This window comes from Janthinobacterium sp. BJB401 (genome assembly GCF_013372745.1).
Lineage (GTDB): Bacteria > Pseudomonadota > Gammaproteobacteria > Burkholderiales > Burkholderiaceae_D > Janthinobacterium > Janthinobacterium rivuli.
In genome coordinates this window covers 69175-93661 of the sequence record NZ_JABXFH010000023.1, presented here as the reverse complement: position 1 = coordinate 93661, position 24487 = coordinate 69175, and the positions used below count along the sequence as shown (strand labels likewise).

The window sequence follows — 24487 nt, the reverse complement described above, 5'->3', positions numbered from 1 at the left end:
CGCTAAATCCGTCAACCTTCTTTTTTCACCCTGCTTTACTCGGCATTTGCATGCGTCGTTCAGCGAGGGGGCGAATTATAGCCAAGGTGCCGCGGCTCCGCAAGGGCCATTTATGGCAACACGAATGACTTCACCAGGGTCAGCTCCCCGGCGGCCCGCATCGGCACCTGGAAGCTCTGCAGCTTTTCACGCGGCGTGCCTTCGTTGGTAATGACCGATATGCGGGCGACGGTCAGCATGGCGGTGTTCTCGCCGCTGCCGTAGTAATTGACGTAGACGTGATAATTGCCCTTCAGGGGCGCCGCGCTGGAAAAGATCTCCGGGCCATAACCGGTGGTTACGTCCACATCCAGCGCGCCGCCATCTTTCAAGACGCGATTGCCGTACCAGGCGTGACCACCGTCCGGCGTGACCACATGCATATCGAGGTCGGTGCCGGCGCTGTCCCACGACAGCACGACACGCAAGCGCGCCTGGGTCTTGCCCTGGTAGCTGTCGACGAACTGGGTGCGCGCGCGGCTCCTGCCATCGGGCGAGCGCACTTCCACGCTGTTCGAGCCGCTGCCGAAGCCATAGGGACGGCCGTAGCTGCCATCCTCACCCACTTCCATCGGCATCGCCACGCCATTGACCACCAACGTAGCGGGCTTGCCCTTGACGGCGCCGGCGATGCGCCCCCGTATCTGCGCCGTTTCGGCCTGGCCCGGCTGCAGGTTGACCGATGCGGCGGGGTAGTTGACCGCTTGCGTGTATTCCTCGCTAGCGCCGGCCGAATTGCGCCAGCCACTCTTGGGGGCGTCGATGGTGACCTGGGCCTGCGCCCAGAGTGGCAATAGCATCAAGGGAATCGCGCAACGGATATAAAAACTCACAGGGCCTCCAGGTTAAGGTCGACGAGCCGGCGGGCCAGCCGCTCGACATATTCTTCGTCCTGGCCGCGCGGATGGTTGCGCAGGCCAAGATGCAGGTATTCATGGGCCAGGGTGATGCGGTCTTCGCGCGTGGCCAGCGGCCGCATGTAGATGCGGTTGCGCGACTGCTCCGAATACGGCGCGCCGCTCTGCAAGGCGCAGACCAGCGGCGCTTGCGGCGGCGCCTCGTAGCCGGCCTCGCGCAGCAGCACGCGCTGCCAGTGCGGCACGGACCGCGCCAGCCAATCTTCGTTCTGCGCCAGACGCCGGCAACGCGCGCCGGTATTGCCAAAGGTGCTCAGCGCACCGCCAGGATAGGCCGCCGCCAGCACTTCATCATAGTACTTGCCTTGTTTCGCCTGGCGCACCGCCTCGCTCCACGCCATGGTCCCCTCGGACGCCTGGTTGCTGTGATAGCGCACGGTGACGCCATCGACGATCAGCTGGTCGGTCCAGCGCGCAATCGCCAGCGCCGCCGGCGTGGCCGGGCTGGGACTGACGCGCTGGGTCGCGCTGCTGTCGGCGATCTGCTGGCAGCCCGCCACGGTCACCGCGTTCTGCTGCAGATACGTGCGCGCGGCGATTGCCAGCGCCTTGGCCGCTTCCGGCTCGCCAGTACTCGCTTCGCGATCGAGCACGCGCGCCACATATTCATTGACGCCGAAGCGACCGCGCAGTTGCGGGCGGCCGCCCTTCTCTTGTAGCAGCATCAGTTCACCGCTGCTGCGCAAGGCGAGGTTCTGGCCATTTTCGAACTGCACATGGTAGCGGCCATTCAGCGGACCGGCCACTGCCACGCCACGTTCGCCGCGCACGGCGCGAATTGGATAGCGCTTGAAGTAATCAACCACCACACAGCCGCCATCGTCGGCCGCGCCCACTTTCGGCAAGCTGGCGGCCAGCCTGGGCGCCCACTGTTCAAAGACATTGCTGCTGCCGCCCGCGCCGCCAAACCAGATCGGCGTGCCGTCGGCCAGCCAGCCGGCCGCGCCGCCGATACGTTCGTCCGCCCGGCGCTGTTCGTGCCAGGAATACGTTTTGACGCGCAACTGGCTGCCGAACCATCGGGCAGTACCAGCGCCGCGCCCATCGAGCACCACGCGCAGCAGCGCCGCTTCCGCATCCACGCGGCTGGCGGCCGGGATGCTGTCGAACGCGCGCAGCAGGCTGTCCAGGCGCACCGTGCGTGCCGGCGTCAGCTGCGCGGGATGCGCCAACCAGGCAAAGTCCCCTGCCGGCGCGCTACCCAGGCGGCCCGTCCAGTATTTACGCCACGGGATGGCCGTGATCATCAGCCGCCCAGGCGAAAAAAATGGGCCGCACGACTGCGCCAGCGCCGCGTCGTGGCCGATGCTCTGGCCCGCATCGCAGCAATACACTTCTTCCGGATCACGGCCGCCGCAGCGGTAGTCCGGCATCGCCACCTTGTTATCCGTCGCGTATACATACACGAACAGCTTCCACAGGCTGGCCAGCGGCACTTGCCGCGCGCCGTCAAACGGCGGCGGCGCTGTGCCGCCCTGGCGCAGCTGTCGCACTTCGATTTTGCCATCACGCCACCAGGCCACATCCAGCGAGGCCGAAAAAGCGGGCGTCGCCAGCAGTGTGGCAAGCATCAAGGCCGGACGTACAAAGCCCATCACTCGACCTTCAATGCGCGCGTGGTCTTGCCGCCGCCTTCGAAGGCTTTCTGCTCCGGCTGATACATGCGGTAAAAGCGCGCCGGCGGCAGCACGTAACTGCCCTTCTGCGCAAAGCGCAGCAAATGACGCACCGTCACCTCGCCGGCCAAAGGCTCGACCGGCACGGCGTAGCCGTCGCGGCGCTCGGTGTGGCGCGCGCGTTCTAGCGCGGCAGGCTTGTCGCCCGCCATGACCATGCCCCAGGTGGTCGATTCGACCATGGCGCCGGGCGGCAGCGCCACTTCCAGCAAGCCAAAACGGTGCTTCGCGCCCGGCCCCGCTTTCAAGGTGATTTCATCGAGGTAGAGCGCGTCCGTGCTGAGCGCTTCGCCCGGCTTGACCAGCTCCGTCGTATAGCCACCCTTGCCCGCCTTCATGCGCAGGATGCGACGTTCGACGGCAACCGGCAAGGTCGGTGCTTCGGCCGCGTGACTGTCGTACTGCAGCACGGCCACCGTGCCGGCCGGCGCCGCGGTCGATGCGGCGAGACGCAATTTATCGGGAATACTCTTGGTATCGCTCCAGCGCCAGACCGGCTGGCCGCTGCGGCTGTCGCGTTTTTGCCAGGCGCCGTCCAGCGTGACGGCCGGCCCCTTGCCGAACGATGCACCGCCCAGCTTCTTTTGCACCCACATCAAGGTCATCGCGCGGTCCAGGGTCGGCATCTCGGCGCGCACGCTGGCCAGCACCACCTCGGCCTGGGTAGCCGGCACGTCACCGGCCAGCATCAGCAAGGCCTGCGCCACCGGCGCTTTGGACTCGCGCAGCACCTGCCATGAGCTGGCCACTTGCAGCTGCAGCGAATGCGGCAGGGCGATGCCGTTCTGGGCGGCCACCAGCGCCACCAGACTAAGGCCCATCGCTTGCGCTTCGCGATCAAGTGCCCCGCCCAGCAGCAGGCTGCCGCTGTCGCCCGCCTGGCGCGGCTTGCCGCCCAGGACGGCGATGGCGCTGTCGTCCACGAGGCCCGCCGCCAGCGTCTGCGTGGGCAGGCCCATCTCGCGCGCCATCCACAACACCAGCGCGCGGTCGCCCATCGCATCCTTCAAGCCATGTTCGCTGTAGACGGCCAGCAGCTTGTTCCAATGCTCTGGCGGCAGCTCGATATGCAGCGCGCGCGCCGCATACCAGTCCGCGTAGTAGGCGTAGGCCGTCATCAGGGCATTGCCGGCCGTGGCATTACCCCACCAGCCGAAGACGGCGTTCGGACCGGCCATGGACACCAGACGCAGGCGCTGCGCAGTCAGGAGCGTTTGCAGGCGCTCGCTTGCAGCACCGGCGTCCGGCCCCAGGCTTTGCGTGGCCAGCGCCAACGGAATCAAACGGCTGGCCGTCTGCTCCACGCAGCCATATGGATAGTCGATCAGGTCGTCGGCAATGCGCGCGAACTGGCTGGCCGCTCCCTGAGCGAACGAGACGCGGATATTGCGCGCGTCCGCCGGCAGCTTGAGTGAAATCTCACCGGTGGCGCCATCGAGCGGCAGCACCAAGGAGCGCGGGCTGCTCCACGCGGCGGGCAAGGTTTGCATGGCCGTGTCCAAGGCGTCGACCAGTTTGCCATTCTGTTTTACTTCCAGGCGCAGCGGCCCACCGCCAGCAGTCAACGGAAATTCGACGTAATTGACGCCCGGTTTGGCGGACAGTTTTTCCGTCTTCGGCTGTTCCACGCCAGAGAGAACAACGTCGAGCGCCTGCTCCTTGCCCGTCTGGTTGAATACGGCCACCGAGGCACGCGGCGCATCGCCAGCGCGCATCCAGTCAGGCGCCGTCCACTTGGCATAGAAGTTTTTATCGGAACGCAGATAGGCGGTGCGCTGGCCAACGCGCCCTTGCTCATCCATCGCGCGGCCCGTGATACGCCAGCGGGTCAGCGCATCGGGCATGGTGAAACTCACACGCGCATTACCATTCGCATCGGTCTTCAGCGACGGCGCCCAGTAGGCCGTATCGATATTGTCGCGGCGTGGACGTTCCAGCACCTTGACGCCACGCTCGTTGTAATTGTGGCGCGCGGGCGCGCCTGCGGTACGGCCCTGCGCCATGTCGTAACTGATGAAAGACAGGCTGGCCGTGGTGCGCACATTGTTGCGGCGCGGATGGTAGAAGAAGTCGCCGATGTCCGGCGCGATTTCCGGCTGCAGCACATAGATCATTTCATCGACCACGCCCAGCGCCACCATCGTGCTCAAAGGCTTGCCGTCCAGCGTCGCCTTCACATCGAGCGTGACCTTCTCGCCCGGCTGGTAGACCTCCTTGTCGCTCTTGAACTGCAGCGCGATGCGCGGCTCGATCACTTGCAGGCCGGCGTTCTCGAAGACGAAGTCGCCATTGCGCGTGTACGCCACAGAGAACGTCATGTTCGGGCCATGCTCTTCTTTTACCGGGATGCGCACTCTCCACTGGCGCGGCGCCACGCGTTTCGCCTGGTACCAGTCAGCGCCGCTGGCCATCAAGCCATGGTGCTCCACCTTGTCGCGTTCTAACGTGAACAGCGCCTGCTCGACCTTGTCGGAGAACGTGATCAAGGCCTCGGCCGTGTCGCCCGGACGATAACGGGCGCGGTCCAGCACGATCTCGATGCTGCCCGGCGTCGTTTGCACGCCGTCACCCGACACCCAGTGGCTGGCAGCGGCCAGCAAGTTGCCGCGCTCGTCGCGCAGCGCCAGCTGATATGAACCCGAGGCGGGGAACGTCACATCCCAGCCCTTGGCGTTTGGATCGAACGCGCCGTCAGTCTTGCTCTGTTTTTCCAGCTGCACCATTTCCCAGCGCACGGGCTTGGCCGCGCCCTGGCCATCGGCCAGCAAGTCGAAATGCACGTTTTGTCCCGGATCGGAAAACTGGCGCGTGGCTTTCAGCTGGTAGCTGCTGCTCGAGCGTTCTATCATCAGCTCGCGCGTCGCCTTGACGCGGTAGGCCGCACCATCGGTCGCCAGCACGGTCAAGATGTAGCGCGAAGGATCGGCGGCGGGCGGCAAAGTGAAGTCCACATTGCCGCTGCCGTCGCTCGTCACTTCCTCGGTCTTCAAGGCCACCGGGAACAGGCCGCTGTAACGCAGTTCGCCTTCAACCATGGTGTTTTGCTGGCCGCGCAGCGACAAGGTCATCTTCGCATTTTTCACGGGCTTGCCATCCGGGTAGCGCAGCGCGATGCTGCCCTTGACCGCCTCGCCCGTCTTGAATTCCGGCTTCGATGGCTGGACGTTGATTTCAAAGTGCGGTTTGACGTATTCGGCCACGCGGAAGGCCGCGCCATACGCGCCATCCTTGTAATTGAAGCGCAGTTCATAGCCGCCGGCGGTCGCTTCCGTGGGCAGGCGGAAGCGCGTGTCCGCGCCCGTGTCGCCGGACAGCTGCAGCGTTTGCGTCAGCAGCGGCGTGCCATTTGGATTGAGCACGCTCAAGCTGATCGGCGCAGCGGCGGCTGCCTGCGAGTTGCGCGCGGAGGTGAATTCGCGGCCCAAAAACTTGACGTTGACTTCATCGCCGGGCCGGTACAGGGGCCGATCCGTCACCGCATAAATCTTGGTGTTATAGATTTCGCTGTCATAGTAAAAGTTCTCGGACACGAACACGCCACCGTCGCGGTCCTGGCCCAGCACATACGTGTGTTCCGGGCTGCCGCGCTCGAGCGAGGCGACGCCATCTGCACCCGTGGTGGCCGATTGCAGCACGCCAGTGCCGTCCGTCCACGCCACATTGGCGCCGGCCACGGCGGCACTGTTGTCGCGCCGTGCCGTCCACACCAGCATCTGGCCGGACGATACCTTGGTGACGGCCACCGTGTCCGACACGAATACCAGCGTGGTGGCGCGGTGCTCGCCGATGATCGCTTCGATCAGGTACAGGCCCGGCTTGCGTTTCCCCAGCGGTATCATCACGTTGCCGGCGCCGGCGACGATGAAGTCGCTGCTGGACCCATCGAGTTTCACACCTTTCGGCGGCGCGATGGCCTTGGCTTGCCAGATCGGATAGCGGAAGCTGTCGACCAGCTCCATGCCCTTGATCGGCTTGTACTGCGGATGATTGGCGAACACGGTGCGCCGGCGGATCGCGTCATTCGTCGCCAGTTGCGGCTGTTCTTTCGTTACCGCGAGGCGCGCGTCGCCGGAAAACAGCTTGCGCCAGGCCAGGCGCGACTGCTTCCACCACCGATCCCACAAAAAACTCAAGGTGTTGGCCAGGCCTTCGCCCTGGTAATTGCCCTCGACCTGGATGCGGTGCAGATTGCGCTGCTTTTTCAGGAATTCCATTGGTTCGGGCACGCGGTAGACGACGATGTCGGCGCCCGAATACACTTCCAGGTTCATGCGCCCCATGTCGCGGCCCGGCACTTCCAGGCGCACGCGCGCTTCATCAACACTGCCGTAGCTGGCGTCCGACAGCAGGAAGAACGGTTCGCCCTTGAAGGTGCTGTAGTTGCTCGGCTCGCGTTCCTGCGCGGAAGCGCTGCTCAGCATGAGCAGCGCGAGAAGGCCCATAAATAGCAGCTTCATGATAAAAACACCAGCCGGAACACTCCGGCGAAATTGGGATTGTTGACCACAGGTTGCCACCGCGTGTCCTTCCAGCTCGTAAGTTCTTTGATATCGACGGTCCGCAGACCATTGTCGTCGGGGGTGACGGTGCCGGTATGGTAGGCGATGCGCGCCCCCATCCAGACCATCAGGTGCTGTTCGTCGCCCTGGTCGAAAAACAGCAGGTCGCCGGGCAACGCCTGGCTGATTTCGCGGGCGATGAAACGGCTGTTGTGCTGCACCAGCGCCAACGCCGTGACGAAGTGGCCGACCTGGCCGCCCGTCTGTACCCAGCGGTTGCGCAAGGCGGCCTGCTTCGCGTCCAGTTCCAGCTCGGGCGGCAGGCGACGGTCGCTGGCGATGCCGTTCGCATGCAGCCACTTCGCGTCATGCACGGTGAGCGCTTCGTTGACGGCAAAGCGCACCAGGCCGGCGCAATCGCGGTGCGTCCAGCGCGGCGACGGCCCCCGTTCGATCTGCGCGTTGACGATGCGCAACATCCAGGCCTGGAAGGCGCGGCTTTGCGCCTGCGACAGCTGCACCTGCGGTTCGGCGGCCACGCGCAAGGCCCAGGCGGGCATTGCCACGGTGGCGGCGCAAGCCGCCAGCGATCGCAAGGCGGCACGGCGTCCATGCCACAGCGTCATCGCGCCGTCTCCTGCCATTCCAGCGTTTCCCATGACGTGCCGCTGGCTGGCTGCCGCTTAAGCACCATGCGCAGCGGAGGGTATTTTTTCAAGGCGTTCAGGCGCGGCACCAGGTGTTCGTTGGCGGCTGCGCGCAGTACCGGTTCGTTATTCGCCGGCAGAGTGTCGAAGGCTTCCAGCTGGATCAGCCGGGCCAGCGACGCCGGCGCGATCAGGCCGATGGTGCGCGCGCCATCGGGCAGCAGGTCGCTGGCGGCCGGTGCCTGCTTGCGGCGCACGGCCAGCACCTGGTCCACCAGCTTGCCGTCGGCGGAAAAAACGACGGTATTGCCCGCCACGGCCAGCGCCGGCGTGGACTGGCCCAGCGCCGTGGCGACGCTGCGCTCCCAGCGAACGGCGCCATCTTTGCCTGTCGTTTTGCGCACGGGGTCCTTGCCGCCGATGGCCGCCTCGAACAGGCTGCCATAGACAGCGTCATCACCGGCCTGCGCACTGCGCGTGGCGACAAACACCGGCGTATGCAGGCGCGAATTGCCGTACCAGCAGGCGGCGGCCGGCCCTTGCAAGTGTTCGGCCAGCGGCGCCACGGGCGCGGAGGTCTTGCTGCCCAGGCGCTTGAGCACAGGCTGCAGCGCGGTCCAGTCCACCGGCACGCTGAAGCAGGCGCTCGGGTTGTGCGGCAGCACGGGCCACAGGGCGCTGCTGTCGTAGCCGCCGTTCTTCAGCTTGTCGGCATTGAGCAGCACCTTCGATTGCCAGGCGCCCTGTTGAAAATCGAAGCGCAGCGCCTCTAACGCGCCAAAGAAGGGCTGGTAGCCGAAGGACAGGAAGTCGGCCTTGACGGCGATGCTGTGGCCCTCGGGCGCGGCGCCGTCGAGATGGAACTGCGGATGAAAGACGTTTTGCTTGGCCGCTTCCGGCGCCAGCAGGCTGGCCACGGTTTTCTCGGCCGTGCCATCGCCATGCTTGCCGTCGCTGCCGCCATACAGCATGCCGGGATGGGACAGGATGACCAGGCGCTGGCCGTGCGCGGCAAACAGCAAGGTGCGCTGGTAGGCATAGTTCAGCGCATACACGGGCACCTGGCCGCCATCGACGCGCAAGCTGCCGGCCACGCGCATCTGCGTATCCTTCAGGGCGATCTTGCCCGCTTCCTCCAGCAAACGCGTGAGCTGGCTGCGCGACACGGCAATGGCAAAGTGCTTGAGCGAGCCATCGGCGTCGCGCCACAAGGCCACTTCCGCCGGCTGGTCCAGCACCATGCGCAGCAGCTGGTCGCCCCAGCCCAATTCATGCTCATAAGCAATGCGGCGCAAGCTGCCCTTCAGGCCCAGCCGGTCTTCGCTCTGCTCGTAATAGAACAGGAAATCCTCGCGCAGCACGTCGCGCGCCAGCGGCACCGTCAGCAAGTCGCGCGGCAAGGCCGACAGGCTTTTCGTGCGGACCAGCGCGTCGGGCCGCGACAAATCGAGCTTCAGGCCGTTGACCGGCCCCATCGCGCCCCAGCCGAAGACCCGGTAGCCGACCAGCGCGGCGGCTACCACGGCCACCCCGGCCAGCGTCCCGAGCAGGACTTTTTTATTGAGTACGTTTTTCGCCAGCACCGTGTATCCCTTTACCCTGCCGTAGCATTGACAAGTTAGTAATTATTGACAAATGGTAACATGGCATTTGTGGCCGCAGCGCACAGCTGACGCGACAGCGTAAAATAGCGGTTTCGCCGTTTCCATCGCCGCCATGACCATCCTGCTCTCCACCCTGAACGCCCGCTACACCCACGCCTCGCTGGGATTGCGCTATTTGCTGGCCAATATGGGGCCGCTGCAAGCGCAGACGCGGCTGCAGGAATTCGTCATCGGCACGAAAACCACGGAGCTGGTCGAGCGCATCCTCGTCAACAAGCCGCGCATCATCGGCTTTGGCGTATACATATGGAACGTCGAGGAAACGACGAAACTGGTGGCCATGCTCAAGCGTGTGGCGCCCGAGGTCATCATCGTGCTGGGCGGGCCGGAAGTGTCGCATGAGGCGGGCGAGCAAGAGATCGTCAAGCTGGCCGATTATCTGATCACGGGCTGGGGCGACGTCACCTTCCCCAAGCTGTGCGGCGAGATCCTCAACGGGCCAAAACCGCTGATGAAGATCCACGCGGGCGTGCAAGCGCCGCTGGCGGAACTGCAGCTGCCCTACTCCTTGTATACAGACGACGATATCCGCCACCGCACGATTTACGTGGAAGCGTCGCGCGGCTGTCCGTTCAAGTGCGAGTTCTGCCTGTCGGCGCTGGACAAGACGGCCTGGCCCTTTGCGCTGGAAAATTTCCTGGCCGAGATGGAATCCCTGCATGCACGCGGCGCGCGCCTGTTCAAGTTCGTCGACCGCACCTTCAACCTGAATATCAAGACCAGCTTGAAGATCATGCAGTTCTTCCTGGACAAGATCGAGGCGAATCCGGACGACCCGATCTACGCTCACTTCGAACTGGTGCCCGACCACCTGCCTGATGCCTTGAAGGAAGGCATCAGCAAGTTCCCGCCCGGCGCGCTGCAGTTCGAGATCGGCATCCAGAGTTTCAATCCGGACGTGCAATCGCTGGTCAGCCGCAAGCAGGACAACCAAAAGGCGGCCGACAATATCCGCTGGCTTTGCGAAAAATCAAACGCCCACTTGCACGTGGACTTGATCGCCGGCTTGCCGGGCGAGGATGAAGCGAGCTTCGCGGCCGGTTTCAACAAGCTGGTGGCCTTGAAACCGCATGAAATTCAGTTCGGCATCTTAAAGCGGCTGCGCGGCACGCCCATCATCCGCCATACGGAAAACTATGGCATGGTATTCGACCCGCACCCGCCGTACACCATCCTGGCGAATAAACAGCTCGACTTCATGAGCATGCAGCGCCTGGTGCGCTTCGCCCGCTACTGGGACCTGGTGGCCAACTCGGGCCGCTTCGCCAATACGGTGCAATGGATGCTGGGCGATGCGCCGTTTGAAAACTTCATGGATTTTTCGAACTGGCTGTACGCCCACACGGACGCCACCCACCGCATCGCCATGGAACGCCTGGCCAAGCTGGTAGCGCAATGGCTGCAGACGCGCGGCATGAGCGCGGTCGAGGCCAACGCCCTCGTGGCCAGCGACTATGCGGGCGGCGCGCAGGCAGCCGCACATGCCAAGCCAGCCGAAGTGAGTACTGGCAGCGCCAAGCTGCGCCCGGACGTCGCCTTGCCGCAGCGGCAAGCGCGCCACCTGGCGTCCTGAGGGGCCGGCGATTGAACAGCGGTGGCGGTCTGCGCCATTCTCCCTTAAACTGGCACGATGCCGACTGTACAATCGCCGAAACTGACCCTCTCCCAGACCAGCTCCCAACAGGGAGCCCTTGTCACTGCCAGCGGCACCTGGCAGGTGCACGCGCTGGCGCATGAGAATGCCATCAAGGCCATCGATGCCCAGCTCAAGCCCTTGCAGGGCGATGCCAAGGTGCAATGGGACCTGTCGGCCATCGACAGCATGGACCATATTGGCGCCCAGCTGTTCTGGAATGCCTGGGGCAAGCAGCGCCCCGCGCAACTGACCCTGGCGCCGTCGCAGGAAGAGTTTTTCCGGCGCATCGAAGAAACGGGACCGTTGGAAACGCCGCCCTCGCGCGCCAACCGCCTCACGCCCGTGATGAAGCTGGGCATGGCCATCCTGCTGTTTTTCGAACATTTGAAGGGTTTTATTGCCCTGGTGGGCCAGGTGACGCAGGATATCGGCCGCTTCGCGCGCCATCCCATGCGCGGGCCATGGCGTGAAATTTCCGCCAATATCTTCCATGCGGGCTTCCAGGCGCTGGGCATCACGGCCCTGGTCGGCTTTCTGATCGGCGTCGTGCTGTCCTATCTGTCGGCGCAGCAACTGCGCGCCTTTGGCGGCGACATTTACCTGGTCAACCTGCTGGGCATGAGCGTCATCCGCGAACTGGGGCCGCTCTTGGCCGCCATCCTCGTGGCCGGCCGCTCCGGTTCATCCATCACGGCGCAGCTGGGCGTCATGCGCGTCACGGAAGAGCTCGACGCCATGCTGGTGATGGGCATTTCGCACGGTTTCCGCCTGATCATGCCAAAAGTGCTGGCCCTGGCCATTTCCATGCCCCTGCTCGTCATCTGGACGGATACGGCCGCGCTGATCGGCGGCATGGTGGCGGCCAAGGTGGAACTGAACCTGTCGGCGCGCTATTTCATCCAGAAGCTGCCGGACGCCGTGCCGCTGGCCAACTACATGATCGGCCTGGGCAAGGGCGTGATTTTTGGCATGCTGATCGCGCTGGTCTCGTGCCATTTCGGCCTGCGCATCAAGGCCAACACGGAAAGCCTGGGACGCGGCACCACCACCGCCGTCGTCACGGCCATCACCGTGGTGATCCTGGCCGACGCCGTGTTCGCCATCGTCTTCAATGGAGTGGGCTACTGATGACGGACGATACCGAAATCGCTTGCAAGGTGAGCGAAGGCAACGGGGGCCAGTTCAACCTGCATGGCAGCGCGCCCGTGGTGGAAATCACCAATCTGTGGACCAAGTTCGGCCGTACCGTCGTACACCAGGACTTGAACCTGGAAATCGAACGGGGTGAAATCCTTTCCATCGTGGGCGGCTCCGGCACGGGCAAGACGGTGCTGCTGCGCCAGATGCTGGGCCTGGAACATCCGGCGCGCGGCTGCGTCAAAGTGTTTGGCGAAGATATCAACCAGGCAAGTTCCGACCAGTTGCAACAGTTGCGCAACCACTGGGGCATGCTGTTCCAGCAAGGCGCCCTGTATTCGGCCCTGACCGTGTTCGACAATGTGGCCCAGCCGATGCGCGAATTGCGCGTACTGCCCGAAGCGCTGGTACACGACGCGGTACTATTAAAAATGAATATGGTGGGACTTGGCCCGGAACATGCGCTCAAAATGCCGTCGGACTTGTCGGGCGGCATGATCAAGCGCGTGGCCCTGGCGCGCGCCCTGGCGCTGGAGCCGAAGCTGCTGTTCCTCGACGAACCCACGGCGGGCCTGGACCCGGACCTGTCGGAAAGTTTTGTCGCCCTGATCCAGTCGCTGCACCGCGAGCTGGGCTTGACGGTGGTGATGGTCACGCATGACCTCGACACTTTGTTCGCCCTGTCCACGCGCATCGCCGTGCTGGCGGAAAAACACGTGATCGCCATCGGCCCCACGCGCGAGGTGATCGAAGTCGACCACCCGTTCATCAAGCAATTTTTCCTCGGCGACCGCGGCAAGCGCGCGCTGGCCGTCCTCGATGAGAAACAGGCGGCGGTGGCGGGCAAGGCCGCGCAGCCAGGCGACGACGCCGGCACAGACAAGAAAGCGGAGAAGTAATGGAAAACAGATCACATGCCCTGATGACGGGATTTTTTACACTCACCTTGCTGGTGGCCGCGATTCTGTTCGGCGTCTGGTTCAACCGCGACCGCGTGGAACGGGTGCCTTACCTGCTCGCCACCACCCTGTCCGTGCCGGGCCTGAACCCGCAGGCGACCGTGCGCTACCGGGGCCTGGAAGTGGGCAAGGTCGACGCCATCGACTTCGACACGCAAAAGGCGGGGCAAATCCTCGTGCACATCAGCGTGGCGCCCGACACGCCCGTCACGAATACCACTTTTGCCACCCTCGGCTACCAGGGCGTGACGGGCATCGCCTACATCCAGCTCGACGATGAACACGTGGGCTCGAAACTGCTGGGCACCAGCAAGGACAAGCCGTCGCAGATTCCCCTGCGCGCGGGCTTGCTCGACCAGCTGGAAAAGCGCGGCAAGCGCATTCTCGACCAAGCCGAGCAGATCACCAACAAAGTCAACAACCTGCTCAGCCCCGACAACCAGGCGGCCATGCTGGGCGCCTTCACGGAAGTGGGCAAGGCGGCCAAGGCCTTTGGCGCCATTCCGCAGCAGCTGGAGCCGACCCTGACGCAATTGCCGCAACTGACGGAACAAACGCGGCAAACCTTGACGGCCGTCAGTACGGCCAGCAAGAACGTGTCGGACTTGACGGCCACGTGGAAAAAGCTGGGCAACGACATCCAGGCGCCCGGCGGCGTGCTCGACAAGGTCAATGGCACGGTCGACCGGGTCGGCACTTCCGTGGAAACGGTGGCCAATGGCGTGTCGCTGGAAGTGCTGCCGCAAGTAATCGAGCTGAGCGGCGAAGCGCGTTCCTCGATGCGCGCCCTGAAAACCACCATGAGCACGCTCAATGAACAGCCGCAGAGCATCTTGTTCGGCGCCCCAGACATCCCGCCCGGCCCGGGCGAGCCCGGTTTTTCGGCACCGGGAAAATAAGGAGAACACCGCATGCCTATCCCACGCCATTTCAGCGCACTCGTCCTGGCCGCCGCATTCCTGCTGGGCGGTTGCGCCAGCCGCGGTCCAGTCCCCACGTTTTACGATTTCGGCCCGGCCGCGCCGCTGACAGCCGCGCAGCCGGCTGCGCCAGCCGTGCCCGTGCTGGTGATCGCCGACGCCAACGGTCCGTCCTGGCTGGACAGCCAGCGCATGTATTACCGCTTGCTGTACGCCGATGCGCAGCAATCGCGTCCGTACGCCTACAACCGCTGGAACACGCCGCCGCTGCAACTATTAAGCCAGCGCCTGAAAACCCGCGTGGCGCAAAGCGGCGTGAAAGTGCTGTCGACCACGGACGCTGCCGCCGGCATGCCCCTGCTGCGCATCGACGTCGATGATTTTTCGCAAAACTTCGACACGCAGACGCACAGCAGCGGCCACGTGTCGCTGCGCGCCTCGGTCTTTCGCGGCCACCGCCTGATCGACCAGAAAACCTTCAGCCGCAGCGGCCCGGCCGGCAGCGCCGATGCGCAAGGCGGCGCGCAGGCGCTGGCCGCGGCATCGGACGCCATCGCCACCGACCTGCTGACCTGGCTGGGCACGCTGAATATCACGAAAGAATGACCGAGCCCGCATCCCCAGCCAGCCCGACGGCACCGCTGCCGCCCGTCCGTTCCTCGCCCGTGTCGCGCGCGACCCTGCTCGCCTACGTCTTCCTGATCGTGTACGCCAGCTGGTTTCCGTTCACGGGCTGGCACAGCAATGGTTTGTCGCCGCTGACGTTCCTGGAAAACACGCGCATGCCCCGTTACTGGACGGGCTTCGATGTCGGCGTGAATATCGTCGGCTACATCCCGCTGGGCGCCTTGATCGTGTATTCGCTGTTTCCCAGGATCACGGGTTTCTTTGCCGTCATCGTCGCCAGCCTGTGCGGCATGTTGATTTCCGGCAGCATGGAAGCCGTGCAAACCTATTTGCCCAGCCGCGTCTCGTCGAACCTCGATTTTTATACGAATGCGGCCGGCTGCTGCATCGGTTCCATCATCGGCGCCCTGACGGCGCGCAAGCTGCTCGACCATAGCCATTTGTACCGCTTGCGCCAGCGCTGGTTTGCCCAGCACGCCAGCCAGGGCCTGGTGCTGGTAGCCCTGTGGCCGCTGGCGCAGATCTATCCGCAAGGCTATCTGTTCGGCCTGGGCCAGTTGCTGCCCATCCTGTCGGACTGGCTGTCGCGCCTGGCGGGCATGGAGATCGACCTGGCCGCGTATCTGCGCCCCGACGTGATATTGACCGTTGAGCAATATTGGCTTTCGGAAACCATCATCACGGCTTGCGGCATGACGGGCGCCGTGCTGACCTTGCTGTGCCTGCTGCGCCGCGCCGCGCCGCGCACGATATTAATGCTGGCCCTCATCGCCGCCGCCCTGACCGTGCGCTCCATGGCCAGCGCGCTGCTGTTTTCGCCGGAAAATGCTTTCGTCTGGATCACGCCGGGTGCTCAGGGTGGCTTTTTGATCGGCCTGATCATGCTGGGCGGCCTGGCGTTCGCACCGCACGTGGCGCAGCGCCGCATCGCGACCGCCACCTTGCTGCTGAGCCTGGTAATGGTGAATACAACGCCGATCAACCCCTACTTCATGTCAACCTTGCAAGGCTGGTTTCAAGGCAAGTTCCTCAACTTCAATGGCGCGGCGCAATTCCTCGCCTTGCTGTGGCCCTTCATGGCCCTGTGGTTCCTGTGCCTGCCCTCGCACCGACTGAACCGGCAGGATGATGCGCAGCGCCAGCGTCGCGAAGACCACCCATAAGCGTTATCATGGCGCATTGATGAATCAGCGGGAGAATAGTATGAGCGACGCACCGTATTTTGAACGCCACGTTTTTTTCTGCATGAACAAACGTGAAGACGGCCGCAACAGTTGCGGCGACCATGGCGCGGAAGCGGCGCAAAAGCATTGCAAGCGCCGCATCAAGGAACTCGACATGAATGGCGCGGGCAAGATCCGCATCAACCAGGCCGGCTGCATGGACCGCTGCGAGGAAGGCCCGCTGCTGGTCATCTACCCGGAAGCGACCTGGTACACCTATGTCGACACCAGCGATATCGATGAAATCATCGATACGCACCTGGTGGGCGGCAAAATCGTCGAACGCCTGAAAATCTGAGCCGCATATTTAATTTCAACGTTTTAACTTCAAATTAAGCCTACGCCACCAGTATGAGCATCATGAACAGAAACTCGGAAAAATTTACCCTCGCCGGCCATGCAGGCAGCATGGAAGGCTTGCTCGATTTCCCGGCAGACACCCCGCGCGGCATCGCCCTCGTGGCCCATCCGCACCCGCTGTACGGCGGCACGATGGATAACAAGGTCACGCAAACCCTGGCGCGCGCGTTTGTCGCCCTCGGTTACGTGGTGGCGCGCATCAACTTCCGCGGCGTCGGTGCTTCCGAAGGCGTACACGACCATGGCGCGGGCGAGACGGACGACATGCAATTGCTGTATGAACACATGCGCGGCCTGTATCCGGGCTTGCCCGTGGCCTTGTCCGGTTTCTCGTTCGGCACCTTCGTGCAGTCGAAACTGCAAGAACGCCTGGCCGCCGCCGGCACGCCCGTCGAGCGTCTGGCGCTGATCGGCAGCGCGGCCGGCAAGTGGGCCATGGCCGATATTCCCGCCGACACCATCTTGATCCACGGCGAACTGGACGACACGATCCCCCTGTCCGCCGTCTTCGACTGGGCCCGTCCACAAGACATTCCCGTGATCGTGATCCCCGGCGCCGACCACTTTTTCCACCGCAAGCTCAATCACATCAAGAACCTCGTGATTGCCCTGTGGCATGGTGACAAACCCGCAATAGCAGCAGATGATCATTGAAGTGTGGGCTTACTAGCGCCTCCACGGCTATAATTGATCCGTTTTTTCCACGCGGCCATGTAAGTTGCAACGACATGGCCCTCAGCCTTCATCTTTTTCTCGCAGACCAGCCTCCATGAAAAAACTTTTAGCGGCACTGGCCTCCAGTGTATTTTTCTTTTCCGCCGCCTACGCCCAAAGCGTTCCAGCCCCGACCATCGCCGCCAAGTCCTGGCTGTTGCTTGACGCCACCAGCGGCCAGATCATTGCTTCGCAAGATCCGGACGCCCGCATCGAGCCGGCTTCGTTGACCAAAATCATGACGGCTTACCTGACGTTTGCCGCCATCCGCGAAAAGAAACTGGCGCTGGACCAAAAAGTGAACGTGTCCGTGCGCGCATGGAAGGTCGACTCGAGCAGCTCGAAGATGTTCATCGACCCGGCCACCCCCGTCTCGATCGACGACTTGCTGCACGGCCTGATGATTCAATCGGGTAACGACGCCGCCGTGGCGCTGGCGGAAGCCGTTGCTGGCGATGAAGGCACGTTCGTCGTGCTGATGAACCGCGAAGCCCAGCGCATGGGCCTGAAAAACACGCGTTTTGCCAATCCGCATGGCTTGCCTAGCCCCGATAACTATTCCACGGCGCAAGACCTGTCCGTGCTGGCCAAGCGCGTGATCGCCGATTACCCGGAATTCTACAAAATCGATTCCGTGAAAAGCTTCACGTACAACAAGATCACCCAGCCTAACCGCAACCGCCTGCTGTGGCTGGACCCAACCGTCGATGGCATGAAAACGGGCCACACGGAAGCGGCTGGCTATTGCATGATCGCCTCGGCACGCCGTCCGGGCGGCACCGGCGAGCGCCGCCTGATCTCCGTGGTGCTGGGCACGACGTCGGACCAGGCCCGCACGCAGGAAAGCCAGAAGCTGCTGAACTGGGGCTTCCAGAACTTCGATACGGTCAAGCTGTACTCGAAAGGCCAGGCCGTGGCCACGCCGGAAGTGTGGAAGGGCTCGAAAGGCACCGTGAAAATCGGCTTCGCACGCGATGTGCTCGTCACCGTACCAAAAGGCACGGCTGCCAAGATGAAACCGGTGCTGGAACGCAAGGACCCGCTGGTCGCGCCACTGGCTGAGAACGCCCCGGTCGGCAAGCTGAAAATGATGGTCGACGACAAAGTTCTGCTGGAACTGCCTGTCGTGGCGCTGGAAACCATCAACCAGGCAACGATCTTCGGCCGCGCCTGGGATTCGATGCGCCTGTGGATGAAGTAATTATTTCTCGTACCACATGAAAAATGCCCGCAGATGCTGCGGGCATTTTTTTCGCCTGTCTCGCCGCCGCTTTCTCCGCAGCATGCTGTAGCGTAGCTGGCTATAATCGTGGCGTCACCTTCGTCTCCACCATCAGAAAGCCAGCCCATGAGCCATGTATTTCCCGCCAGCCTGCAAGCGCCGCGCAGCCGTTTGAGCAGCAACGGTCCCGAACTGTCGCGCATCGTCGCCGGCATGTGGCGCATCGGCGAGTGGAATATGTCGGCGCAGCAACGCCTGGCTTTCATCGAGCAATGCCTGGCGCTGGGCGTGTCCAGTTTCGACCATGCCGACATCTATGGCGATTACAGCGCTGAAGGGCTGTTCGGCGAAGCGCTGGCCTTGCAGCCGGGCTTGCGCGACAAGATGGAACTGGTCAGCAAATGCGGCATCAAACTGCTGTCGCCGCACCGCCCCGGCCATGCCATCCAGCATTACGACACGAGCGCGGCCCACATCACCAGTTCCGTGGAGCACACCTTGCGCCAGTTGCATACGGACCGCCTGGACTTGCTGCTGATCCACCGTCCCGACCCGCTGATGGATTTCGACGAGATCGCCGGCGCCTTCACTCAGCTGCAACAGGCGGGCAAGGTGCTGCACTTTGGCGTGTCGAATTTCAGCCGCCACCAGTTCGAATGCCTGCACCGGCGCTTCCCGCTGGTGACGAACCAGGTGGAGTTTTCGCCGCTGCACGTGGCGCCCCTGTTCGACGAAACCTTCGACGGCTTGCAGGATGTGGGCGTGGCGCCGATGATCTGGTCGCCGCTGGCGGGCGGCCGGCTGTTCCAGGGCGGCGATGCGAATGTGGAGAACTTGCGCAATGTCATCAAGCAGATCGCGGATCAGCTGCAGCGTCCGTTTGCCAGCGTGGTGTTCGCCTGGATCATGCAACTGCCTTGCCGTCCCCTGCCGCTGACGGGCACGGGCCGCATCGAAGCCGTGGGCGTGGCCGTGGAAGGCACGCAGTTTACGCTCAGCCGCAGCGACTGGTTCGCCATCCTGCGCGCCGCGCGCGGGCACGAGGTAGCCTAATCTATCTCGTCCGGATCGTTGAAGACCTGCGGCAGCGCAATACCGCGCCAGCCCAGGTACCACGCCAGGTTCAGCAGCAGGGTGGCGGCGATGTAGACGGCAAAGAACAGCGCAAAGAAACTGGTCTTCAGCCACACCAGCAGGGCGATGGCGACGATCAGCACCAGCAGCGCGGCCAAGCTTTTCTTTTGCTTGGAGCTGGGGAAACGCAAGGTCGACACCATCAGGCTGCCCACGCCGACCAGCAGCAGCATCAGCAGATAGCTGTGCAGCATGGAATCGATGGGCGCCGGCCACGCCACCACCACGGCCGCCACGCAGGCGGCGCCGGCCGTGATCGGCATGCCGACGAAATACAGGGGGTCGGTGCGCCCCACATTCACATTGAAACGCGCCAGACGCATGGCGCCGCAGGCCACAAAGAAGAAGCTGGCCATGCCGCCAAAACGCAGCAGCAGCGGATCGTGCACGCCCATCTGCACAAAACCATAGCAGTACAACAGGACGGCCGGGGCGCAGCCGAAATTCATCACGTCGGCGATGGAATCGAGCTGCACGCCGAACTGCGAGCTGGTGTTCGTCAGGCGCGCGACATAGCCGTCGAGCGCGTCAAATACCCCGGCGAGCACCAGCAAAGCGGCCGCCAGGCGGTAGGCATCGGCGTCGCCGACAGTCGCGTTATCGACGGAAATGACGATGCTGGCAAAACCGCAGGCTATCGAAAGCAAAGTCACCATGCTGGGCAAGGCGTACTTGGCGCGCTGCAGGCGCGACTTGGGCAATGTGTTCAAATTTGTGGGCAATCAAAGAAATCGGTAATGAGGCTACGCAGCGGCAAACGCTGCACTATGCTCATTCTACCCTGCGCAGCTGCGGCACCGTCTGCGCACGAGCGCGCGACATATCTTGTCATGGATGCTCTACGGCATATAAAAATGCCTTAGAATCATTTCACAGGGCAGCACGCTGGCACCCACCGCTGTCCGCCTACCTATACAGGAGTCAACTTGATTGCCTCGTCACTGCGTTGGAAATACTGGATACCCGCCCTGCTGAGCGCAGCCCTGCTGAGCGCCTGCGGTGGCGGCGATGGCGGCGACAAGACGTCGCTGAGCACCTCGACCGCGGCCGGGCAGCTGATACAGGAACCGGGCGCTCCCGTCGTCAGCAACAATATCGCCACCGATGGTTTCAACTGGATAAATTACCGGCGCAGCCAGATCGGCCTGGCGCCATTGGTACGCAATAGCCTGATCGACAACGCGGCACTCGGCCACTCCAACTATCTGAACAGCAATAATGTGGTGGTGCACAATCAAGTTAAAGGCAAACCCGGCTTTACCGGCGAAACATTGTATGACCGTCTGACTGCGTCGAACTATGGCGTCACGTCCGTCTGGGGCGAAGTCATCGCGGGCGTGGCGACCAACTCCGGTTTCTACATGGCGGAAAACCTGATCACGGCCGTGTATCACCGCTTCCTCATCTTTGAACCTATCTTCAAGGAAGGTGGCGCCGGTGCGGCCGTCAACAACAGCGGCTATGCCTATTTCACCACCGATCTGGCCGGCAATAGCCGCTACGGCCCCGGCTTGCCGTCCGGACAGATCGTCAGCTACCCTTTCAATGGGCAGACCAAGGTCGCCACCAGTTTCTCCAGCGATGAAGAAGAACCCGATCCCGTGCCCAACCAGAACGTGGTCGGCTACCCGATCAGCGTCCATGCGAATTTCGACGCCACCCTCAGCGTGACGACCTTCACCGTGCGCCCGCGTGGCGCCGGCGCGGACCTGACGGTACGCCTGCTCAGCAAGGAGAGCGATGCCATCAATACATCGCGCTCGGTGGCGGCCATCATCCCGCTGGCCCCCCTGCTGGCGGCCACCACCTATGACGTGAGTTTCATCGGCAAAGTCAATGGCGCGAACGTCACGCGCAGCTGGTCATTCACGACGCGTTAGTCTGGCAGCGTCTGCCAAGCGGACGCAGTAGCGAGGGCAACTGGATGTAAAATAGCGGATATTGCATGAATGCAATTGACAAGTTTTGGGGCCCTCTGCACACCAGGCATGATGAAACCACACGCCACTTGCGATGATGATGCCGCCGTTGCGGCATCCGACATGGTCCGGATTCTCGATGTCGAGAACGGACTGGGCCGCATTATGGGCGACCGCATCCTGTACCTGAAAATCCTGCGCCGCTTCCTGCACGACCACGGCACCACGCCGTGCCAGATCCGCGCCGAATTCGACATGGGCAATTACGCTTCCGCACGCCTGAAGGCGCATACATTAAAAGGCGCCGCCGGCATGATCGGCGCGCGCCACGTGCATGGCCTGGCGGCCACCCTGGAGTCCGCACTGCGCGCGCAAGCGCCCGACCTGGCCCGGCAGATGCTGCAGCTGGAACTGGCCCAGGATCAATTGCTCGGCGCGGTCAGCAGCATGCTGGGCACGCCGGAGGCAACCCACACGGCGGCGCAGGACGTGGCGCCCGATCCGGCCGCACCCGCCATCCAGCTGCTGCTGGCGCGCCTGGCCAGCCACCTGCGCGAAGGCGACGGCGCGGCCATCGACATCCTGGAAAACTCGGCCAGCCTGCTCGCGGCCAGCCTGGGCGTGCACGTCTACCAGGAAGTGGCGGCCGCTGCGCATGAGTTCGATTTCGACGGCGCACTGGCGGCGCTGCTGCGGCGGCGCTAGCGCTCAGCCCGCTACCACTCAGCTGTTGTATTGCGCCTCTTCCGCATACGCCACGCCACAACTCTTGCAACAGAAACGGCGCACGGCATCAAGCGGCTTGTCGCAATACCAGCACGCGCCTTTCGGCGGCAAGGAGGCGATCAATTCCGGCATGGCCGGCAGTGGCCGCGCCACTACCTCATCTTCGCACTCCACGACATCGGGCTGTTTGCTGTCCATGGCGCTTCCTTTCCTAGCGGCACTTCAAGGCCGCTCAGCAAGATTACGTCAGCACCGTTTGAAGCCCATGACATTTCTCAACGGCGGCCACGCTTGCCCCATCGACGCCTTAAAATTTCCAAACGACAACGTTGCCACTTCACACTACAATCAATGTTCCGTTCACTTGCGCCTTCGCCATGAAACACATCCCCCTGCTGCTCTCCTGCTTGCTGCTTAGCGCCTGCGCCACGCGCGCACCCACCGCCTACACCCTCAATTCGGGCGCCGAACGCACGCCGGAGCAATTGGCGGTGGTGTTCGAACACGCCGACCTGACCTTGCGCATCGACCCGGCCAGCCGCAGCATCGCTGGCGACGCGCGCCTGACCTTCCTGGCGACGCAGCCGATCTCGCGTTTCGCGCTGGACCTGGACCGCAACCTGCCCGTCGATGCCATCGAAATCGACGGCAAGGCGCTGCCGCCGCAGGACTTTGCCAACCCGGACGGACGCCTGAGCATGACCTTGCCCGCCACCCTCGCGGCAGGCGCGCGCACCACCATCCGCATCGTCTACCACGGCGTGCCGCACGTCGCCGTGAAAGCGCCGTGGGATGGCGGCATGGTGTGGTCGAGCACGGCCGCTGGCGCGCCATGGATCGCCAGCGCCGTGCAAGGCGAAGGCTGCGACCTGTTCTGGCCGTGCATCGACCATCCGATGGGCAAGGCACAGCTGATCGACCAGCACATCATCGTGCCGGCGCCGCTGGTGGTGGCCGGCAACGGCATCGCGCTTGGCATGGATGAGGCCGACGGCTGGCGCACCTGGCACTGGCGTGCAAAACACCCGAGCACGTATGGCATCGCCCTCAACGTGGCGCCCTACCGCAGCCTGCAGGGCGAGTACGTGAGCCGCTACGGCAACCACATCCCCCTGCAATTCTGGTATCTGCCGGAAAGCGAGGCCAAGGCGGGCGCCCTGTTCGCGGAATTGCCGCCCATGCTCGATTTTTTTGAAAGCGTCATCGGCCCCTACCCGTTTGGCGATGAAAAAGTCGGCATCGCCGAAACGCCGCACAAAGGCATGGAACACCAGACCATCAATGCCTATGGCAACAAATTCGCCAGGACCAGCTATGGCTACGACGATCTGCTGCAGCATGAGTTTGCGCATGAATGGTTCGGCAACCAGCTCACCAACAGCAACTGGGACGACATGTGGCTGCACGAAGGCTTCGGCACGTACATGCAGCCGCTGTACATGCAATATCTGCGGGGAGAACAGGAGTATTACGCTTCATTGCAGCAAATGCGCGCCGGCATCGTCAACAAGGCGCCCATGGTCTCGGGAAAGCCGAAAACCGAGGAAGAAGTGTATGACCTGAAAAAGGGCGGACCGGGCGGCGATATTTATGTGAAAGGGGCGCTGGTGCTGCACACCTTGCGCGGCCTGATTGGCGACGACGCTTTCTTCCGCGCCGTGCGCCTGCTCGTCTACGGCACGGAACAGCCGCAGCCGGGCCAGTTCCAGCCGCGCTATGGCAGCACGACGGAATTCATGGCCATCGTCAACAAAGTCACGGGCAGCAATTACGACTGGTTCTTCCAGGCCTATCTGTACCAGGCCGCATTGCCGGAACTGTCCGCCGTGCGTGACGGCGACACCTTGCGCCTGGTATGGAAGACGCCGGCTGACATCGCCTTCCCGATGCCGGTGGAAGTGCGTATCGGCAAGGAAATCCATACCGTTCCCATGTCGCTGGGCTTTGGCGAACTGCCCCTGCCGGCTGGCGCCACGTACACGCTCGACCCGCGCTCGCGCGTGCTGCGCCAGGCCGAGCATATCGAGACGTTCCAGAAGTTCAGGGAAGAACAGGCGAAGGGGAAGAAGGGGTAACAAAACCTGGGGTCAGACCCCCTCGCACGTTAGCAATGACCTTTGTGTTAGCGGTGTTGAGGGTCTGACCCCCGGTCTTTCACGGTTCGGACTTATTTCCGAAAGCTCCTGACCGCATCATTCGCATGCGCGTCGATGACTTTGTGAATTGCCGGCTGCTGCGCATATTTCACGCGCAGCCGCTTCCACTGCCGCTGCGCCTGCCCGCACGAACTGGCCACGGCTTGCGTGATCTCGCGCTGGCGCGCCTTGTCGTTGTCATCCCATTCGCCGGCAAAATGCTCGCACATCTGGGCGTTCTCGACGAACCGCGCCACGTCCTTCGGCAACTTTTCCTGCGCACCGGCCAGCAGGGGCAGGCAACTGAACAGCAGAGCAAGCAGCAGCTTCATC

At 63.3% G+C, this 24487-nt stretch carries 21 protein-coding genes; 13 read left to right on the top strand and 8 right to left on the bottom strand.

The genetic code is table 11. From position 1 onward, the window contains the following. Positions 1-110: 110 nt before the first annotated feature. Genes HWE17_RS16280 through HWE17_RS16260 form a run of 5 tightly spaced genes read right to left on the bottom strand, consistent with a single transcriptional unit; the run spans position 111 to position 9361 of the window. Positions 111-839 carry a YfaP family protein gene (locus HWE17_RS16280; protein WP_176389455.1) on the bottom strand — a complete coding sequence of 243 codons (729 nt, stop codon included), beginning with the start codon at positions 837-839 and terminating at the stop codon, positions 111-113. 29 nt (positions 840-868) lie between these two features. Then, on the bottom strand, positions 869-2527 hold the full coding sequence (locus HWE17_RS16275; RefSeq protein WP_176389454.1) for a DUF2300 domain-containing protein: 1659 nt from the start codon (positions 2525-2527) through the stop codon (positions 869-871). 23 nt (positions 2528-2550) lie between these two features. Beyond that, on the bottom strand, positions 2551-7089 hold the full coding sequence (locus HWE17_RS16270; RefSeq protein WP_255206273.1) for an alpha-2-macroglobulin: 4539 nt from the start codon (positions 7087-7089) through the stop codon (positions 2551-2553). Further along, on the bottom strand, positions 7086-7757 hold the full coding sequence (locus tag HWE17_RS16265) for a DUF1175 family protein (RefSeq protein ID WP_176389453.1): 672 nt from the start codon (positions 7755-7757) through the stop codon (positions 7086-7088). Before HWE17_RS16265 ends, HWE17_RS16270 begins: the two co-directional genes overlap by 4 nt. Then, on the bottom strand, positions 7754-9361 hold the full coding sequence (locus HWE17_RS16260; RefSeq protein ID WP_176389452.1) for a DUF2138 family protein: 1608 nt from the start codon (positions 9359-9361) through the stop codon (positions 7754-7756). The genes HWE17_RS16265 and HWE17_RS16260 overlap by 4 nt, the downstream gene beginning before the upstream one ends. A gap of 133 nt (positions 9362-9494) precedes the next feature. On the opposite strand from HWE17_RS16260, the gene HWE17_RS16255 reads away from it, so the two are divergent. From HWE17_RS16255 to HWE17_RS16210, 10 genes are all read left to right on the top strand, one after another. Further along, positions 9495-11015, top strand: coding sequence for a B12-binding domain-containing radical SAM protein (locus HWE17_RS16255; RefSeq protein WP_176389451.1), 1521 nt, complete (start codon positions 9495-9497; stop codon positions 11013-11015). 57 nt (positions 11016-11072) lie between these two features. Beyond that, on the top strand, positions 11073-12206 hold the full coding sequence (locus HWE17_RS16250; protein WP_099403808.1) for an ABC transporter permease: 1134 nt from the start codon (positions 11073-11075) through the stop codon (positions 12204-12206). After that, positions 12206-13114, top strand: coding sequence for an ABC transporter ATP-binding protein (locus tag HWE17_RS16245; protein WP_176389450.1), 909 nt, complete (start codon positions 12206-12208; stop codon positions 13112-13114). Before HWE17_RS16250 ends, HWE17_RS16245 begins: the two co-directional genes overlap by 1 nt. Beyond that, on the top strand, positions 13114-14073 hold the full coding sequence (locus HWE17_RS16240; RefSeq protein WP_035822902.1) for an MlaD family protein: 960 nt from the start codon (positions 13114-13116) through the stop codon (positions 14071-14073). Before HWE17_RS16245 ends, HWE17_RS16240 begins: the two co-directional genes overlap by 1 nt. A 12-nt stretch (positions 14074-14085) precedes the next feature. Beyond that, complete coding sequence (locus HWE17_RS16235) at positions 14086-14700, top strand: ABC-type transport auxiliary lipoprotein family protein (protein WP_176389449.1); 615 nt, start codon at positions 14086-14088, stop codon at positions 14698-14700. Beyond that, positions 14697-15884, top strand: coding sequence for a VanZ family protein (locus HWE17_RS16230; RefSeq protein WP_176389448.1), 1188 nt, complete (start codon positions 14697-14699; stop codon positions 15882-15884). Before HWE17_RS16235 ends, HWE17_RS16230 begins: the two co-directional genes overlap by 4 nt. Before the next feature lie 40 nt (positions 15885-15924). Further along, positions 15925-16242, top strand: coding sequence for a ferredoxin (locus HWE17_RS16225; protein ID WP_034781335.1), 318 nt, complete (start codon positions 15925-15927; stop codon positions 16240-16242). 62 nt (positions 16243-16304) lie between these two features. Next, entirely contained in the window at positions 16305-16958 is a 654-nt protein-coding gene (locus HWE17_RS16220; RefSeq protein ID WP_035828394.1) for an alpha/beta hydrolase, read from the top strand. A 115-nt stretch (positions 16959-17073) separates the two neighbouring features. Continuing rightward, complete coding sequence (locus tag HWE17_RS16215; protein WP_035822908.1) at positions 17074-18219, top strand: D-alanyl-D-alanine carboxypeptidase family protein; 1146 nt, start codon at positions 17074-17076, stop codon at positions 18217-18219. A gap of 147 nt (positions 18220-18366) precedes the next feature. Beyond that, positions 18367-19293, top strand: a complete 927-nt coding sequence (locus tag HWE17_RS16210; protein WP_176389447.1) for an aldo/keto reductase family oxidoreductase — start codon at positions 18367-18369, stop codon at positions 19291-19293. On the opposite strand, the gene pssA is transcribed toward HWE17_RS16210, so the two are convergent. After that, positions 19290-20030, bottom strand: coding sequence for a CDP-diacylglycerol--serine O-phosphatidyltransferase (pssA, locus tag HWE17_RS16205; RefSeq protein WP_225243950.1), 741 nt, complete (start codon positions 20028-20030; stop codon positions 19290-19292). The two genes, HWE17_RS16210 and pssA, sit on opposite strands and share 4 nt — an antisense overlap. A gap of 270 nt (positions 20031-20300) precedes the next feature. Between pssA and HWE17_RS16200 the strand changes: the two genes are divergently transcribed. Both HWE17_RS16200 and HWE17_RS16195 read left to right on the top strand, forming a co-directional pair. Then, complete coding sequence (locus tag HWE17_RS16200; RefSeq protein WP_217916801.1) at positions 20301-21254, top strand: CAP domain-containing protein; 954 nt, start codon at positions 20301-20303, stop codon at positions 21252-21254. Positions 21255-21362: 108 nt separating this feature from the next. Further along, positions 21363-21998 (top strand): Hpt domain-containing protein, encoded by a 636-nt coding sequence (locus HWE17_RS16195; protein WP_176389446.1) that lies wholly within the window; start codon positions 21363-21365, stop codon positions 21996-21998. 18 nt (positions 21999-22016) lie between these two features. Here HWE17_RS16195 and HWE17_RS16190 read toward each other — a convergent pair whose 3' ends face one another. Next, the gene (locus HWE17_RS16190) at positions 22017-22217 is read right to left on the bottom strand and encodes a hypothetical protein (protein WP_096238196.1); all 201 of its coding nucleotides are present in this window, start codon (positions 22215-22217) and stop codon (positions 22017-22019) included. A gap of 179 nt (positions 22218-22396) precedes the next feature. Between HWE17_RS16190 and HWE17_RS16185 the strand changes: the two genes are divergently transcribed. Further along, positions 22397-24094 (top strand): M1 family metallopeptidase, encoded by a 1698-nt coding sequence (locus HWE17_RS16185; protein ID WP_176389445.1) that lies wholly within the window; start codon positions 22397-22399, stop codon positions 24092-24094. Between the two features lie 92 nt (positions 24095-24186). Here the strand turns inward: HWE17_RS16185 and HWE17_RS16180 are convergent, their stop codons facing one another. Beyond that, positions 24187-24486: a hypothetical protein gene (locus HWE17_RS16180; protein ID WP_099403799.1), complete on the bottom strand. Its 300-nt coding sequence runs from the start codon at positions 24484-24486 to the stop codon at positions 24187-24189. Position 24487: the final 1 nt, after the last annotated feature.